The sequence below is a fragment of the Vibrio lentus genome, from assembly GCF_002875945.1.
Lineage (GTDB): Bacteria > Pseudomonadota > Gammaproteobacteria > Enterobacterales > Vibrionaceae > Vibrio > Vibrio apostichopi.
The window spans coordinates 52,576-68,927 of the sequence record NZ_MCZK01000121.1; the positions used below are offsets into that span (position 1 = coordinate 52,576).

A 16,352-nucleotide genomic window follows, 5' to 3' on the forward strand; every position below is an offset into this window, starting at 1 on the left:
CGATTTTCGGCCAATTGGTATGTTTTGTTTATCAAAAAAAAACACTAAACGTACCAATTATTTTTCATGAAATTTAACGCTTGAAATGTGCTTTTTAACACGGTTAGATAATAAGAGTTGAAGTTAGTTTAGGTTATTTAATTGTGAAAGAAACTATTATATCCGATATCCATTGTATTATTACCAAGCCAGATAGGCATAACCTCATCACGGTTGTTGTTGAAACCAATGAAGGTGTGACAGGCTTTGGTTGCGCGACCTTCCAACAAAGACCCTTAGCCGTAAAAACCATGGTCGATGAGTATCTAAAGCCTCTTCTCGTTGGTAAAAATGCCAATAATATTGAAGACTTATGGCAAATGATGATGGTCAACGCTTATTGGCGAAATGGGCCTGTGATCAATAATGCCATATCAGGTGTTGATATGGCGCTGTGGGATATTAAAGCTAAATTAGCAGGCATGCCGCTTCATCAATTATTTGGTGGCAAGTCTCGTGATGCGATCCCGGTATACACACATGCGACTAGCGACACGATGGAAGGTATTTATGAGCTGGTGGAATCTTTCTTAGACAAAGGCTACAAGCATATTCGTTGTCAGCTTGGTTTCTATGGCGGTGTTCCAACCGATTTACATACCACTCAAAACCCAACTGAAGGTTCGTACTACGACCAAGATCAGTACATGGACAATACACTAACGATGTTTAAGTCGCTGAGAGAAAAATACGGTAACCAATTCCATATTCTTCACGATGTTCATGAGCGCCTTTTCCCAAATCAAGCTATACAATTTGCTAAAGAAGTCGAGCAATATAAGCCTTACTTTATTGAAGATATTCTGCCGCCAAGTCAAACTGAATGGTTGGATAATATTCGTAGCCAAAGCTCGGTTTCATTAGGTTTAGGGGAGTTGTTTAACAACCCTGAAGAGTGGAAGTCTCTGATTGCCAACCGCCGTATCGACTTCATTCGTTGCCATGTTTCACAAATTGGCGGCATTACACCTGCGCTTAAACTCGGACATTTATGTCAGAACTTTGGCGTTCGTATTGCATGGCACTGTCCGCCAGACATGACGCCAATTGGTGCTGCGGTAAACACGCATTTGAATGTGCACTTACACAATGCTGCAATTCAAGAGCATGTTGAATACAATGAAAACACACACAAAGTATTCCCGAATGCCGCAGAGCCGATCAACGGTTACTTATACGCTTCAGAAATTGCAGGTATTGGTGTAGAGATGGACCGAGAGGTTGCTGCAGAGTTTCCTGTGATGTATCGCCCTCATGAGTGGACACAAAGTCGACTACCCGATGGCTCAATTCACACGCCATAGTCTGTTGTTTCAATAAACATTTAGCCGCACTAGCGGCTATTTTTATCTCTGAAATTCATGCTCTCGCTGTTAAACGGCGTGTGATAAGTGCATTGATAGTTGATATCGATAATGTCGCTGACAATGAACAATTCGCCAGAGGTAAGGAAGCCACGGTTGGTGATGTTCATTGCCGCCACATTCTTCTTACAGCCCAGTAAATCGGCATCATCTTTGGATACGTTGATGGCTTGATAAGTCGTTAGGTAACTGTCGATCTCTAAGCCTTGAGCTAGTGCGTGCTTTTGAAGCGAGCTCTCGATGATGTCTGTGTTCATTTCATGAAATATACTGACAGGTATTTTTGTTTCTTCAATTTGAACGACTTTATTATTAATTAACCTAAGACGTTTGATCTTCCAAATATATTCATCGTCACGTAGAGAAAATATTTGTTGTTCGTGATTGTTTGGTAACGCCTTATTTAATTGAATCTTTTTATAAGATATTTCTTCAAAGCTGTTTTCAGTGATCGAGTTATAAACCAAAGGTGTTCCAACCAAAGATGTATTAACGAAGTACCCTGAACCCACCTTAGATGTCACCATACCAATCGCTTCAAGTTTCGCTAGCGCTTTTCGAATAGTAAATCGAGATAACCCATATATTTCAGAGAGTTCTCTTTCCGCGGGAAGCTTATGGCTGATACTGTTTTGACAGATCTTACTCACAATATCTTGGACAACTAATTCGTACTTTTTCATAAAACAATCACTTTAAAGTGTATTCACTGTGACTAAAGAATAGTGAACTAAATCAGGGGTTCAGCACGCTCTGAATGATTGATAATTATAACATAGAAGGCTAAGTGGGGGACGATAATTGAGGGGCGCGGCGTACGTTATTGAAGTTATATAGGGATGAAAAAGCGCGCCATTATCGGCGCGCTTCAGTCAGTTGTGCTAGCTAGAAATTGACACGACTAACCAACTACATCGTCAAGTTTTCATTTCTCAACTTGGTGAGTTCTTTAAGGCGTTTTGCATATTCTTTCTGGAACTCGTCAGGATCTGCGCCTTCTGATACTTGAGCATAGACTCGCATCTTGTTGCCGCCGTAGATCTTGGCTAGGTCATCGTTGCTGTAACCGCGTTTCCAAAGTTCATCGGTGATTGCCGCGAGGATCTTAGCAAGTTCACCATTACCGGTCGCACCTTTGTTGAACGCCTCAATCATGTAGCCGCCATCGTCGTACATTTTCGCGTTCTTGGTCGCGAAATCCACAACCATGTCAGTAGAGAACATATCATCTGTCGCGATGCCCACATGGTCGACGCCAACCAATTTAACGTAGTAATCGATCATATCCGCGGCTTGAACAGGCGAAATATCCTCAGGCCACACACCATCCATCATCCACTCGGTAAAGGTGGGTGCAACGTAGCCACCAGATTTAGCTGCACGTAACGCTTCATCATCTGGAATGGCACGGTAACAACCCGTTGGTGTCGCATCCGGTTCGCTTTTGTATAACCCTGCCGGTACTGAGTGCGTGTACACAAACGGTACTCCCGGGTGGTTTTTCTCCATATAAGTCATCGCATCATTGGCGGTTTTCGAACCTGTGTGGCTCAGGTCGAGGATCACCTCGTACTTAACCATAGAGTCAATGACCGATTCACCCCACGGTGTTAAGCCGATGTCTCTGCCGTTAAATGCCGCTAACTGACCGGAACCTGTTCTAAAAATATCGTTATACGCCAAGATCATGCTTTTCAGGCCCATGTCCTTGAGTATCGCCATCTTCGTTACATCTTCTTCTAAGATGGTCGCGGTTTGGCTGTTCCAAAGCACGGCGGTTTTGCCTTCGGTGTGCGCTTTTTCAATGTCATTATTGGAATGCGCGATGATGAAATTGTCAGGTTGTTTTGCCATCGCAGAGCGGTGTTTATGATGGTGAAACAAGAAGTCATCAAAGTTATGATCAGCAGCGGTAATGGTGTATTCATGCCCTGTAATACCGGCATCGCGTGCACCTTGGAAGTAGTCCAATAGCTGTTGGTCATCCTTCCAACCTGCTCCATACGGGCTCGCCAGCATACCAATCACGATCGTGTCTTGAACGAATGTCTTGGCCTTGTCTGAAGCTGGCCAAGTTTTACTCTCAACACTGGCATGGGCAACACCACAAGTCAGGGCGATACTCGCCGCTACTAACGTAATCTTTTTCAACATGAAAACCTCTCAATTATTGGCTTAAATCCATTTATTCTTATGCCTAGATTTAATAGTAGTCCCTGACGGTATAACGACATGATTAAAAATCGATAACCTTGTCATACTTTGCGATCAAAACTGCTCTTGCTGGTTATGTGATTCACTTTATTAGTGAAAACCGGAAGTAAGCCTTGTTAACTTGAGATAATTGTAGCTAAGCTCTGACATGAAAATGTGCATTTCACGTCACAGGTTAATATGGAAAAGGATAGAGTAATGGGGCTTGATATTCCGCTGATTGATAAGCGTGTGGTGAACCACTTTCAACAGTGCTTACGAGAAGATAACTCGCTTGCTCTCCGCCATGCATTGCTTGCTGACCTAGCGTTAGAGGTGAAACTTCCGTTCAGTATGGATACGTCATCGGCTAGCTATGTTCCGTATAACGTTTTTATCCTCTTTCTACAGCGTCTGAGAGCTAACCTGAGCTCGAATGAGTTCATTGCTGTGCTGTTAGAGAGCGCCAATCAAGCAGCGAAAGAACTTCGATTTTCAGCTCTTTCGATACAAGATTTCCTTGATGCTTTCCCCATTGAAAAGCTGTCTGTGGAGCAAAGTAAAGAGGGGCTGCTTGTTTCATTCGAGAGGTCAATGCAGTCTGCTAGTCGCGTAGAGTCTGAGTTGTTTCTTATCGCTTATACTCACGCTTACTTGCAGGCACACTATGCCGAGCTTGGTAAGCCTATTAGATATGATTTGATGACAGCCAACTCGCAGGTGCTGAGCGAGTTAAAAATACAAACCAAGACTCCTCAGTACCTTGGGCAAGAGCAAACGTGTATTCATTACGCGCCGTTAGACACGGTTGGTGTGCTTAGTGTCGTTAGAGCCAAAGCCAAAGCCAAAGCTAAACACATGACTGATGCTCGCAAAGTTGCTGAGGCACTGTCGTCCTATATTGGTCGCATAGATATCGATTTAGACACATTTTGTGCTTTGAACGAGATAGGAAAACGCACCGCCCAGAGAGCGTTGAAAAGAGAAGAAACTACTTACAAAGCGATCAAAGAATCATTAGTCATCGAGTTCGCGAAGCGGGTGATCTCACAGCAAGGTTATTCAATATCTGATGTTGCGCTTCATTTAGGTTATGCCGACTCTTCGCAATTCATTAGGGCGTTCAAGCGAGTAAACGGGATCACACCTTATCAATGGCAAAAGGGTAGAAGAAAAATCAAGTAATAGGAATGATTGACGGTATCATTTAATCTAGCTTGAATATATACTGCCGCCCGTTCCATAAAAAATATGAGATTTTTAGGATGAGAAGAACAAGTGGCTTTACTTTAATTGAACTTGTCGCCGTCGTTGTCGTGCTTGGCATTCTTTCTGTGATTGCGGCACCCAGGTTCTTAGGTCTTCAATCTGATGCCAGAGCTGCAGCATTAGAAGGTCTTAAAGGGTCGATGGAAGGTGCAGCTTCGATTGTTTACGGTAAGGCAGCAGTCGCAGGGGTTGAAAACCTCCCAGTGTCGGATGATCAAAGTACCTTAGTGGAAGGTGTTGTGACGGATTACGGTTATCCAACAGCCTCAGAGACTGGTATTGGAACGGCAGTACAAGGACTGCTCGGTGATAACAGTGACTGGAAGCAGCTTGGTTTACATACTGAATCAGAGCCAAACGAAGTCATCGTCTATTCATTTGCTAACGCGTCTGAAGATGAAACCTGCGTCGTGATTTACCGTTCAAATGCTTCTGCAGGCGCACCCACGATTATCTCGTCTAACGCCGATTTGTGTTAGCGATTCAAGCTTACGAATACTGAAAAAGGCCATCTTTATGATGGTCTTTTTTGTGCCTGCTCGGAGACATATTGTGATTTCAGTCCTCATTTTGTAAAACAAGATTATGAACTTTAAGGTGTGGCATTTAATGTCAGTGTTGTTGCTATTTTATGTGACTAATTGAGGAGTAGCTTATGAGTTCGAATCAAATCAAAGATGTCGTGTTTGATGTGATGGCACTGTTGTGTCCGCTTAACTTGGCATATTAAAACCCCTGCCTGAGATCTACCAAGTCCTGGGTGTCAATTTGAAACAGTGACACTCAATCGAATCATGTCTTCGTTTGAGGATATAGAAAATGAAAAGATACCCATCTAAGTCAATCGTCACCCTCTCGACTTTAGCAATATCGATACTGGTTTTAGTGGTGGCTGCCGTGCTTCAAATTTGTGGTGATCAAGCATGTGATGATTGCTACGAATCAGACAAAGGACAGTTCAAGTATGTGCTTTACGATGGGACGTCGCCCTCCGTTATTCCAAGTATCCATAATACCTTATTGATTAATCGCACTCCCTTAATGAAAACGTTCGAGCTTGATTCTATGCCGCCAGTCACCGTTAGAGTGTGGCGAAACCAGAAGGCCTATTTAGACGAGCAAGAACGAAGCATCGGGTATCGATATGCGTTTTCTACTGGGTATATCGAACCTAAGAGTAATGAGATTAGGTTGCTCTATTTTGGTGGTGAAATTCATAAAACCGCTCTACATGAGTTTGTACACTTGCTGACTCTGCAAGTGAATCCGAATTTTGCAAACAATCCACGGTGGTTGTGGGAAGCTATCGCTATCTATAAGTCTGAAGATTATTGGTTTCACATGAGTAACAGACATGCCATCAGTCGCCGTTTCGATGGGTTGGCTCAGGACTTATATAACAAACCGAATAGCACCTCGGCTGTTTATGAGCTTGGTTATACGGTTGGTGAGTTTATTGAACGTTCATGGGGAGAAGGGGCGTTTGTTGATCTCATTAAGAGCAATGGGGATCCCTCTCAGCTTACCGACCAGCCAATAGAATTGCTGTTTTTTGATTGGGAAAAGTTTGTCAAAACCACGTATTTGAGTGGCCCCAAAAGTGAGTATGAAAAAGCCATGGAACGAAATCTATTCGATAGCAGAGACAAGGTGCACTAATCAAAAAAGAGGTGATGTTTTATATGAACATCGCCTCTTTTTCTATTTGTTCTTTTAACTAGCTTTATTCTTCTATTTAACTTTATTGCTCAGTATTCAAGTATCGAATCAACTTGGCAGGTGTACCACCGTATAGGCAGTCTGGCGGTACATCGCTGTTGACCACAGAATTAGCAGCGATAACCGAACGAGCCCCAATCGTCACGCCTTGGTTGATGACGGAGTTGCCGCCAACCCACACATCATCTTCGATTGTTATTGGTAAACAGAAGGTTTCCCATTTACGACGGCTACGATAATCAAGGGAGTGTGATGGCGTATAGAATTGGACGCTTGGTCCAATTAAAACATTGTTGCCGACTTTGATTCTCGCACCATCTAGCATTACTACGTTCATATTGATGAAGGTATCTTCGCCAATCTCGATGGTTTTACCAAACTCACAATGAAAAGGGGGCTGGATTAAACTGCTACTGCCGACTTTCCCAAATAGCTGCTCTTGCAATGTGTGTTGCTGGTCTGGGGCTTGATGGTTGTTGAAAGCCATTAGCGACTTTCTGGCATTGGAACGCATGGTATCAATTTCTAAGTCTGCACCATCATACACTTGCCCAGATAGCATCTTTTCTAGTTCAGTTTTATCGTTTGTATTACTCATGCTTACCCACTTTCGAGAGTCTCGGTCTAAATGACGAATACTGCAAGATTAGCGATTTTTGGACATAAAAAAAGAGAAAAGCGTCAGCCTTTCTCTTCCTATTTTGTGCTTTAAGCACTAATGCTAAGTGAGCCCTGCTATTCAGCAAAAGGCGCGCTTTGCCAAATTAGATTTGCTCAACGAAACCCATTAGGTGTTGTTTCACTTCGTCTGAAGCAAATGCGCTCTCTACAGAGTACTTGTAGATTTCTACGTAATCTTCTTTTGTTAGACCGAATGTTTCACACACACGCTTCACTTCGTTGGTCATGGTTGTGTTCGACACAGTGCGGTTATCTGTGTTGATCGTTACAACGATGCCGTCTTTCTTGAATTCAGCAATTGGGTGGTCGCTGAATTTGTGTATACATTTAGTTTGAACGTTACTTGTTGGGCAAGTCTCAAGTGCAACTTGCTTCTCTTTAACGATGTTGTATGCATCTTCATTACCTTGGATATGAACACCGTGGCCGATACGCTCAGCATCCAACATAGTTACTGCATCGTAAACGTTTTGACCATGCCATTGCTCACCAGCGTGCACGGTAATGCGGTAGCCTTTTTCAAGAGCGTATTGCGTGTATTCTGGAAATTCAGCACAGAAGCCTGGCTTTTCGCCACCTGCGATATCAAACGCAACAACACCTTTACCTAGGTAAGGTTGGCCTGCGTCGATCACGTCTTTGATCGAGTCTTTAGGGAACATACGAAGCACAGACATGATGTAGTTGCCCTTGATGTCGTATTTCTCTTCAGCGCGCTTCATGCCTTTTACTGCACTTGCAATGATCGTATCAAGAGACAAGCCCTTGTTTACGTGCAGAATCGGTGCAAAACGAACTTCTAGGTACTTAACGTTTTCTAGTGCAGCGTCTTCGTAAAGCTCGAAAGAGATACGTTCAATCGCTTCTTCAGTCTGCATTACTTGCAGTGGCAGGCTGAAACAAGCTAGGTACTCATCTAGGTTTTTGCAATCTTCTGGCACCGTTAGAGATTGAACAACCGCGTCGCGATCTTCAGGTAGTTCGATATTGTACTGTTTTGCTAGGTCAATAATCGTATCTGGGCGAACACTTCCGTCTAGGTGGCAGTGTAAATCAATCTTAGGTAGTGCTAGAAAATCCATGAGTATTCCTTAATTCTATTATTCTTTGAGTGTGTTAACTCACATGCGCTAAATTTACCAAGACAATGATATGATTTAAAGTGACAATTAATCATCATTAACCTGAATTTAGGGAATATCATGGTAGATGTTAAAAGCTTACTTAAATGCGATATGAATTTGCTGCTTTGCTTACACGTTCTGATTGAAGAGCGCAGTGTGAGTAAAACGGCAGAGCGACTGTTCTTGAGCCAGTCTGCGGTAAGTAAACAGCTCACCAAGCTCAGAGCTTTGTTTGATGATCCGCTGTTTGAGCGAGAATCCAAAGGGCTATTCCCCACACCCAAAGCACTCGCGTTAGCACCTAAGATCCACCAAATCTTACTGCAGATCGAAAAGCTGACTGTTCCCGAAGTATTCGATCCTAAAGACAGTGAGCGTACCTTCACTATAGACCTTGTCGAAACCGCCTACACAGCGATCTATCCGCATTTTATGCCGACAGCGCTTGCCGACGCACCGCATATTACTATCAACAGTTCAACGTGGAGCAGCGACAGCTTCAAGCGCTTACTCAAACGTGAGGTGGATTTTGGCATTGGTATTTTCGAGTTGGATGAACGTGCTTCTACCCACGTGCAATGTATCCCTGATGAATTGGATTACGTGGAGCTGTGCTTGGATTATTCGGTGTGTTTGATGCGAAATGACCATCCTGCATTGCAAGAAGAGTGGAACCTAGACACCTTCTTGAAGTATCGACACATACAGTTGGTGACGGGCGGAGCGGGTGATTGGCTATTGATGGAAGTGCTTAATTCCAAGCAGCTTGAAATTAACAAAGCAGCTAACGTGTCAGACATCACCAGTGCCATTAAGCTGTGTAAGCAGAGTGATTTACTGATGTGTTACCCATACAACTCGGTACGCGATTATATTGATAGCGGAGAGTTGGTGATGAAACCTGTTCCAGTCGATTTGGTGCCAGGAGGCTTGTTCTTGCTATGGCATAAATACTTCGATTCAGAGCCGAGCCACAAATGGTTACGCGATCTGATCATTGAACAGACTCGTTAAGTTGGATATGTAAGCTATACAAAGCATTGAAAGATAAGATAAACGTAAATATTTAATAAAAAATCCAGCTTTATTTCGTCTTTTGGAATTAAGCTTCGTCTTATTCTGGGTGCTATTTTTATTTGGAAGATGAGATATGACAATTCCACTGTTACCACAACAAATTATTGAAGACGCGTGTGAGTGGGCGATCATGCACGGCGTCGCGTTTCGTCAGTCAGATAATACCGCTAGGCATTGTCCTTTCAGCATTGCGCCAATGACAATGGAGCGCGAGGTTTATGAACACCTGCGTCGCGTCACTCCGCTTATCACTAAGTTGATCAGCAACGTATCGGAAGATCATGATTTTTTACAATCATCATTGAGCGATATGGCTCAAGCCGATCCGTTCTTTGGTCGCCTGATGGAGTTGCATCAACAAGCTCACGGCAGTGAAGATAAGCGTTTGAACCCCGCCCGTCAGCCATTGTTATTGATGCGAACCGATTTTATGGATGACCGCCAACACGGCGCAAAAGTGATTGAATTCAATGGTATTGCTGCAGGAATGGCCCCTTTTGGTCAGCGCGCGACAGAATTTCACTCGTTCATGCAAAACCAATGGCCAGAAACGTACAAGAATTGGTTGGAAGACCAATCTGCAACACCCGCAGAGAACCAAGGTTTAACCCAACTAGCTTATGGTATTGCAACGACCGCAAAGCAAGTTAAAGCGGACTTCAATGAGCAAGATAAACCGGTTTTCTTGATGGTGGTACAGAAGAACGAAGACAATGTTTATGACCAACATTTACTTGAAGTCGAGTTACAAAAACAGGGCGTTCGTACAGTTCGCCGTACCTTTGAACAACTAAGCTGTCAGCTTTCAACGGGCGATAACCAACGTCTGTTATTGCAAGATGTTGGCGGTGTTGATGTTGTGTATCTAAGAGCGGGTTATCAGTATTCAGACTACTGGGCGCCCGAGCTTAATGAGTCAGTTTGCTGCCACACGCTAAGTCAGACGCGTTTGTTCATTGAACAACACCATGTCGCTGTGAATGCCACCTTCAGCCAACAGCTAGCAACCAGTAAAACCATGCAAATGCTGCTGACCATAATGCCTACTTCAGAATACGCTCGTTGGGGTTTAACGCTAGAAGAAGCCGAATTGGTGAAGAGTGTTTTAGCCGATATGAAGCCAATCACAAATGAGTCGATTGAATGGTTCAACACGCAAGCCAATAAGCAAGAATGGGTGCTAAAAAACCAAGGTGAGGGCGGTGGCCACTGTGTATTCGGTGATGATATCAGCGAGCAACTGAGCCAACTTAAGCCAGAAGAATACGACGCATGGGCACTCATGCAGCGCTTGTACCCACACGAACGTGACGTACCAACCATTGCAGTGCGCGACACGCAGCAAACACTCGTAACAGACTTAGTCAGCGAAGTCGGCCTATTTACCGCTTACTATCAAGGTAAGCCAGTTACCGAACTGGACGGTTACGCGGGTTACTTAATCCGCAGTAAGCCTGCGAGTGAGAATGAAGGCGGGATCCACAGTGGTAAAGGGATTTTGGATTCGTTGGTGTTGATTGGTTAACTCCTGATTCCGATAAATAGCAGATAAAAGAAAGGCCAATGCGTGAGCGTTGGCCTTTGTGGTATTTTCAAAAGTTTCATTATTTGTGTTCTTCAAAATACGATGAATAAATTAGCTCTAGGTTTAAAGCGTAGGTATTGTTTCAGAGAATATTGCCTATTTTACCATTAACAATCTGCGTTGATGTAAACGGTAGATTGTGACTAGATTGGTGGCAATAAATGCGCCTTCGACTAAAGAACCGCCGATAGAGCTAAGCCAAATATTGTGGCTAATCCAACAAAGTGAGTTGAACAGAATAAAGGATCTCAGTGTTACGCCTTGTTTGGTAAATAATGCCCAAGTGGCAACTGAAGAACCTAAAACGGTTATGAATTCAAAGAAGTGTGTGATGTTAGGTAATGTCATTACCCACATTAAAGCAATGAAAAACCACATCACTTTGCGTGATTGAGTTTTGATGGAAGCATAACTACGAAGTGCGTTTATCATCACGCCAATGGCAGCAACTGTAGCTCCCATTAAGGTGAAGTGAATTCCCATGATCAGACAGAACATCATCATCTGATAACGAAATCGCATGTCGTCTTTTTGCCAAAAGGCCATCATGCCAACTAGGAATGCAACTCCTCCAATACCTTGTGCTATGGCGTTTTCCATACTCATTCCATTAGTCAATTTAAGTTTATGAACAAAAATTCAGCCCTCTAATTAGAGGGCTGGTTAATGCTTTAATTGACTACCTAAAGCTTATTAATGTTCGATGAATGTGATTATTGATTCACTAGAGCAACAGCATCACGAGTTAAATGAGCCAGTTCTTCCCAATTGCCTTCTTCAATCAGCTTCTTGTTCACCATCCAAGTACCGCCACATGCGAGCACGCGAGGTATCGCTAGGTAGTCTTTAATGTTGTTTGGATTGATGCCACCGGTCGGCATGATCTCAATATCTGTATAAGGAGCAAGAAGTGATTTAACCATGTTGATGCCACCCGATGCTTCAGCAGGGAAAAACTTCAATGTTGTTAAGCCCATCTCAAGCGCTGCTTCTACTGTACTCGGGTTGTTCACCCCAGGAATGATATCGATACCAATTTCTTGGCAGGCTCTTACCGTGTTTGGGTTAAAGCCAGGAGAGACGACGAACGTTGCGCCCGCTTCTTTAGCCGCGATAGCTTGCTCACGATTTAGTACAGTGCCCGCGCCGATCAACATATCTGGTTGTGATTCACGAAGTAGGCGAATAGCTTCAACTGCAGCTTCCGAACGGAATGTAATTTCTGCCGCAGGTAAACCATTCTCAGCTAACACTTTACCCAGAGGGATGATGTCTTCAGCGTTGTCGATAGCGATCACGGGGATAACTTTCAGTGTTTTCAGTTGTTGTTTGATGTTTGACATTGGTATTCCTTAAATGGCTGTGATGGCCGCTTGAGTAAGTTCTTTTGCAATAATGGCACCGCGATGTTGGATGACTACGCCTGCCATGGTATTGCCACGCTGGCACGACGTTGTTAAGTCTTCGCCAGCAAGGTAAGCAGATAAGAATCCGCCATTGAATGAGTCTCCCGCTGATGTTGTATCAACAACGTTTTCAACAGGAGTAGTAGGCACCGCTCGTGGAGCAGAGGCCGTACCTGAGCCTTGCTCTCTGTTACCTTGACTTGTGTCACCTTGAATAAGACAGCCATCAGCACCCAGTTTGACGATGCATCGCTTAACACCCAGCGCCGTTAGACGTTCGATAGTTTGCTCTGGAGAGCTATCTCCCCAAATCAACTGTTCATCATCGAACGTTACTAAAGCTAAATCTGTCAGCGTATACATAGCTTGGTAGCTGTTCTTAACGGTTTGGTTTTCGTCCTGTGGCCAAAGGGCTGGGCGGAAGTTACTGTCGAAGGCTATCTCAACGCCTTGTGTCTTCAACTCAACCAAGATGTTCAATAGATCGATACGATCTTGTTCAGGCAGAATCGCTAATGTGATACCGCTGAGAAAGACCATATCGACATTGCGTAGTGCCTGCTTTATCTGATTGAAATCTGGGTGTTGCAACAGGTAGCGTGCAGCCGACTGATTTCTCCAATACAGAAAGGTACGTTCACCGGCTTCATCAAGCTGAATCAGGTATAGCCCCGGAGTTCGTTGGCTATCTTGTAGAACGAGGTCAGTCGACACTCTTTCTTGTTGCCAGCGCTCTAACATCCCTTTGCTAATAGGGTCGGAACCCAAAGCTGTCACGTAGGACACTTTGATGTCATCTTGATTGAGATTGGCCTCGCAGCCGCGGTTTAGGTATACCGCAGCATTGAGAGTGTCTCCGCCAAACGTTTGATGCATTGAGCCGAACGGTTTGCCGTTAAGCTCGATCATGCACTCACCAATGATGGCGATATGTTTCATGGGTTACGCCCTCTCTTCGAAGTAGCGTTTTGCGTTGCCAAAGCAGATGTCTTCGACCATAGGGCCAAGCAGCGACATGTCGTTTGGCACCTCACCGTTTTCAGCCCAGCGACCAAGCATGTCGCATAGAATTCGGCGGAAGTATTCGTGGCGTGTGTACGATAAGAAGCTGCGAGAGTCAGTCAACATGCCGACAAACTGGCTAAGCAGACCAAGCTGAGATAACTGCTCCATTTGGCGTTGCATGCCGTCTTTCTGATCGTTGAACCACCAACCAGAACCAAACTGAACTTTGCCCGCGATACCGCCACCTTGGAAGTTACCAATCATGGTTGCCATCATCTCGTTATCGCGAGGGTTTAAGCAGTAAAGGATGGTGCGAGGCAGTTCATTGCTTTGATCCATCTCGTCCAACAGGTGAGCTAATTCGAAGGCAAATGTCTTGTCGCTGATCGAATCAAAGCCTGCATCAGCACCTAACAGTTGGAACATACGTGTGTTGTTATTGCGTTGAGCACCAATGTGAAGCTGCATTACCCAACCCATTGCTGCGTATCGCTTGCCCAACCACACTTGAACGGCTGTTGAGAACTGTGCACATTCTAAATCGGTGAGCGTTTCACCGTTGAGGCGTCGAGTTAACAGAGCATCCAGCTCGGATTCTGATGGAATAGGCGCGTAGCGAACCACTTCAATATCGTGGTCTGCTGCACGGCAACCATGATCGTTGAAATGCGCTAGGCGGCTGTCTAAAGCATTCAATAGATGATGGAAGCGAGTGATCTCGATGTCAGCAACCATACTTAACTTTTGCAGGTAATCAGCAAAGCCATCGAGTTCAATTTTGAATGCTTTATCCGGGCGCCAACTTGGCAGAACCTTCACATCAAAAGTGCTGTCTTGAGCGATCGCTTTATGGTGTTCAAGAGAGTCGATAGGGTCATCAGTCGTACCCGCCATTACAACGTTCATTTGTTGCATGATGCCGCGAGCACTGAATTCCGGTGTCGCTAATAGCTCGTTTCCTTCGTGCCAAATTTGGTCAGCGGTTTCTGGGCCAAATAGAGTACCAGTAATACCAAATGGGCGACGAAGTTCTAAGTGAGTCCAGTGGTAAAGTGGGTTACCCAAGGTTTGAGGGACGGTTTTAGCCCATGCCATGAACTTGTGATAATCACTCGCGCCTCCGGTGATCAGACGCTCGTCGATCCCCGCTGAACGCATGCCGCGCCATTTGTAGTGGTCACCTTCAAGCCAGATCTTAGACATGTTGTCGAACCGACGATCTTGAGCCACCTCTGCCGGGTTTAGGTGGCAATGATAGTCATAAATAGGCTGGTGGCTTGCGTGTTCATGGTACAAGCGGCGTGCAGTTTCATTCGATAGTAAAAAGTCTTCACATAAGAAATTCTTCATTGTTTGTACTCCTTATAACGCAGCCACGGTAGCAACGGCACCGTGTTCAATTAGTGATTGGTATGCCGACGTTACCGCTTCAATGACCTTTGGATCTTGGCCTAGATCGGCTGGGAAAATCGCTTCAACAGCAAGTAATGCCGGAACCACAGAAACATTGAGTCCATGCTGGTTACAGATCTGGCGCAGTGTATCGGCCATTGGATCGCGAACATCAATCTCATTGCCTTGCTCATCAACGCCCGATACATAACGCATCCAGCCAGCGATGGCCGTTGCAAGCCATGAGAAGTCTGAGCCTTGATCTAAATGGAATCGTAAGCTGCCACCCATACGCTGAGGGATCTTCTGGCTGCCATCCATCGCAATCTGCCACGTCTTATGTTTCAAGCTAGGGTTGGTGAAGCGGTTGATCAGCAAAGTTGCGTAGCCTTCCAAATCAGTCCCTTCAGGCATGGTTAACGAAGGTGCTTGGGATATCATCATCATGTCAAAAGCAGCTTTGCGGTAACCAGCGTCTGTCATGGTGTCGGAAATATGGTCGTAGCCACCAAGGTATCCTAGGTAAGCAAGGAAAGAGTGACTGCCATTGAGCATGCGCAGTTTCATCTCTTCGTAAGGCACCACATCTTCTACGAACTCTGCGCCAGCGACATTCCAGTCTGGACGGCCTGCCACAAAGTTATCTTCAATTACCCATTGTCGGAAGGGTTCACAGGCGATGCCACACGGGTCTTCACAACCAAGCAGTTCTGCAATTTCTGTCAGTGTTTCTTCCGTTGCAGCGGGTACGATGCGATCAACCATGGTGCATGGGAAAGTGACATGGGTTTCAATCCAATCACGCAGTTCAGGGTTAAGCAGTTGAGCGAACTCAATGATCGCTGCTTTTGCTACATGACCGTTCTCTTGAACGTTGTCGCAAGACATTACCGTGAATGGAGGAAGTTTACGGTCGCGGCGTATCTTTAGCGCTTGCACAATATATCCAAGCGCCGATTTTGGCTGTGTTGGGTTCGCTAAATCAGCGATGACTAGGGCATTGTTTCTATCAAGCTTTCCAGTTGCAGGGTCAGCGCAGTAGCCTTTCTCTGTGATGGTCATCGACACGATAGCCACTTGAGGCTCAGCCATTTTTTCTAAAACAGCTTCGATGCCGTCTAGATTTGGATGCAGTGATTCAGTTACTGAACCGATTAATTTTACATCGGTAGATTCCGCGCCTTTTTCAGCAACTGTGTAAAGGTGGTCTTGCGTACGAAGTGATTCAATTAAATCTTCGCCGCCGAATAGGTTAATTTCGCAAATACCCCAATCGGTGCTGGTCTTGCTGAGCATCTCATTAGTGAATAGAGCTTGGTGCGCACGATGAAAGGCACCAAAACCAAGATGCACAATACGGCTTTGAAGTGCTGAACGGTCGTAATCAGGTCGTAATACAGTGTTTGGCAGCGTTGAGTTAGCAACAGTCTTCATTATTTATTTCCTTCTCCCGCCAGCGAACCAGCGGGATTTTATTATTTGATAATACGTGTGAGTG

General features: G+C 44.7%; 15 protein-coding genes. 6 read left to right on the top strand and 9 right to left on the bottom strand.

From position 1 onward, the window contains the following. Positions 1-143: 143 nt before the first annotated feature. Positions 144-1,343, top strand: a complete 1,200-nt coding sequence (locus BCT49_RS13625; RefSeq protein WP_102435888.1) for an enolase C-terminal domain-like protein — start codon at positions 144-146, stop codon at positions 1,341-1,343. A gap of 29 nt (positions 1,344-1,372) precedes the next feature. Here BCT49_RS13625 and BCT49_RS13630 read toward each other — a convergent pair whose 3' ends face one another. Both BCT49_RS13630 and BCT49_RS13635 read right to left on the bottom strand, forming a co-directional pair. Then, the gene (locus BCT49_RS13630) at positions 1,373-2,086 is read right to left on the bottom strand and encodes a GntR family transcriptional regulator (RefSeq protein ID WP_102435890.1); all 714 of its coding nucleotides are present in this window, start codon (positions 2,084-2,086) and stop codon (positions 1,373-1,375) included. Positions 2,087-2,312: 226 nt separating this feature from the next. Continuing rightward, a complete protein-coding gene (locus BCT49_RS13635) occupies positions 2,313-3,557 on the bottom strand; it encodes a membrane dipeptidase (RefSeq protein ID WP_102435892.1) in 1,245 nt (414 codons plus the stop codon). A gap of 258 nt (positions 3,558-3,815) precedes the next feature. Here BCT49_RS13635 and BCT49_RS13640 point away from each other — a divergent pair, with 258 nt between their 5' ends. The 3 genes from BCT49_RS13640 (at position 3,816) to BCT49_RS13650 (ending at position 6,524) form a co-directional block, all read left to right on the top strand. Next, positions 3,816-4,781 (top strand): helix-turn-helix domain-containing protein, encoded by a 966-nt coding sequence (locus BCT49_RS13640; RefSeq protein WP_102435894.1) that lies wholly within the window; start codon positions 3,816-3,818, stop codon positions 4,779-4,781. A gap of 80 nt (positions 4,782-4,861) precedes the next feature. Further along, entirely contained in the window at positions 4,862-5,344 is a 483-nt protein-coding gene (locus BCT49_RS13645) for a type II secretion system protein (protein ID WP_102435896.1), read from the top strand. Between the two features lie 340 nt (positions 5,345-5,684). Next, complete coding sequence (locus tag BCT49_RS13650) at positions 5,685-6,524, top strand: hypothetical protein (RefSeq protein WP_102435898.1); 840 nt, start codon at positions 5,685-5,687, stop codon at positions 6,522-6,524. 82 nt (positions 6,525-6,606) lie between these two features. On the opposite strand, the gene BCT49_RS13655 is transcribed toward BCT49_RS13650, so the two are convergent. Together BCT49_RS13655 and add are read right to left on the bottom strand one after the other, a co-directional pair. Beyond that, the gene (locus tag BCT49_RS13655) at positions 6,607-7,182 is read right to left on the bottom strand and encodes a sugar O-acetyltransferase (protein WP_102435900.1); all 576 of its coding nucleotides are present in this window, start codon (positions 7,180-7,182) and stop codon (positions 6,607-6,609) included. 166 nt (positions 7,183-7,348) lie between these two features. After that, the gene (add, locus tag BCT49_RS13660) at positions 7,349-8,347 is read right to left on the bottom strand and encodes an adenosine deaminase (protein ID WP_065111595.1); all 999 of its coding nucleotides are present in this window, start codon (positions 8,345-8,347) and stop codon (positions 7,349-7,351) included. Between the two features lie 120 nt (positions 8,348-8,467). Here add and BCT49_RS13665 point away from each other — a divergent pair, with 120 nt between their 5' ends. Together BCT49_RS13665 and BCT49_RS13670 are read left to right on the top strand one after the other, a co-directional pair. After that, positions 8,468-9,403, top strand: a complete 936-nt coding sequence (locus BCT49_RS13665) for a LysR substrate-binding domain-containing protein (protein ID WP_017098499.1) — start codon at positions 8,468-8,470, stop codon at positions 9,401-9,403. Between the two features lie 136 nt (positions 9,404-9,539). Then, positions 9,540-10,991, top strand: coding sequence for a glutathione synthase (locus BCT49_RS13670; protein ID WP_102435902.1), 1,452 nt, complete (start codon positions 9,540-9,542; stop codon positions 10,989-10,991). Positions 10,992-11,147: 156 nt separating this feature from the next. On the opposite strand, the gene BCT49_RS13675 is transcribed toward BCT49_RS13670, so the two are convergent. The 5 genes from BCT49_RS13675 to BCT49_RS13695 all read right to left on the bottom strand — a co-directional run bounded on the left by BCT49_RS13675 (position 11,148) and on the right by BCT49_RS13695 (position 16,288). Next, positions 11,148-11,651, bottom strand: coding sequence for a YgjV family protein (locus tag BCT49_RS13675; RefSeq protein WP_102435904.1), 504 nt, complete (start codon positions 11,649-11,651; stop codon positions 11,148-11,150). Between the two features lie 113 nt (positions 11,652-11,764). After that, on the bottom strand, positions 11,765-12,394 hold the full coding sequence (locus BCT49_RS13680; protein WP_102435906.1) for a bifunctional 4-hydroxy-2-oxoglutarate aldolase/2-dehydro-3-deoxy-phosphogluconate aldolase: 630 nt from the start codon (positions 12,392-12,394) through the stop codon (positions 11,765-11,767). A 9-nt stretch (positions 12,395-12,403) separates the two neighbouring features. Further along, positions 12,404-13,396: a sugar kinase gene (locus BCT49_RS13685; protein ID WP_102435908.1), complete on the bottom strand. Its 993-nt coding sequence runs from the start codon at positions 13,394-13,396 to the stop codon at positions 12,404-12,406. A gap of 3 nt (positions 13,397-13,399) precedes the next feature. Further along, the gene (gene uxaC / locus BCT49_RS13690; RefSeq protein WP_102435910.1) at positions 13,400-14,812 is read right to left on the bottom strand and encodes a glucuronate isomerase; all 1,413 of its coding nucleotides are present in this window, start codon (positions 14,810-14,812) and stop codon (positions 13,400-13,402) included. 12 nt (positions 14,813-14,824) lie between these two features. Next, entirely contained in the window at positions 14,825-16,288 is a 1,464-nt protein-coding gene (locus BCT49_RS13695) for a fructuronate reductase (RefSeq protein WP_102435912.1), read from the bottom strand. Positions 16,289-16,352 lie beyond the last annotated feature (64 nt).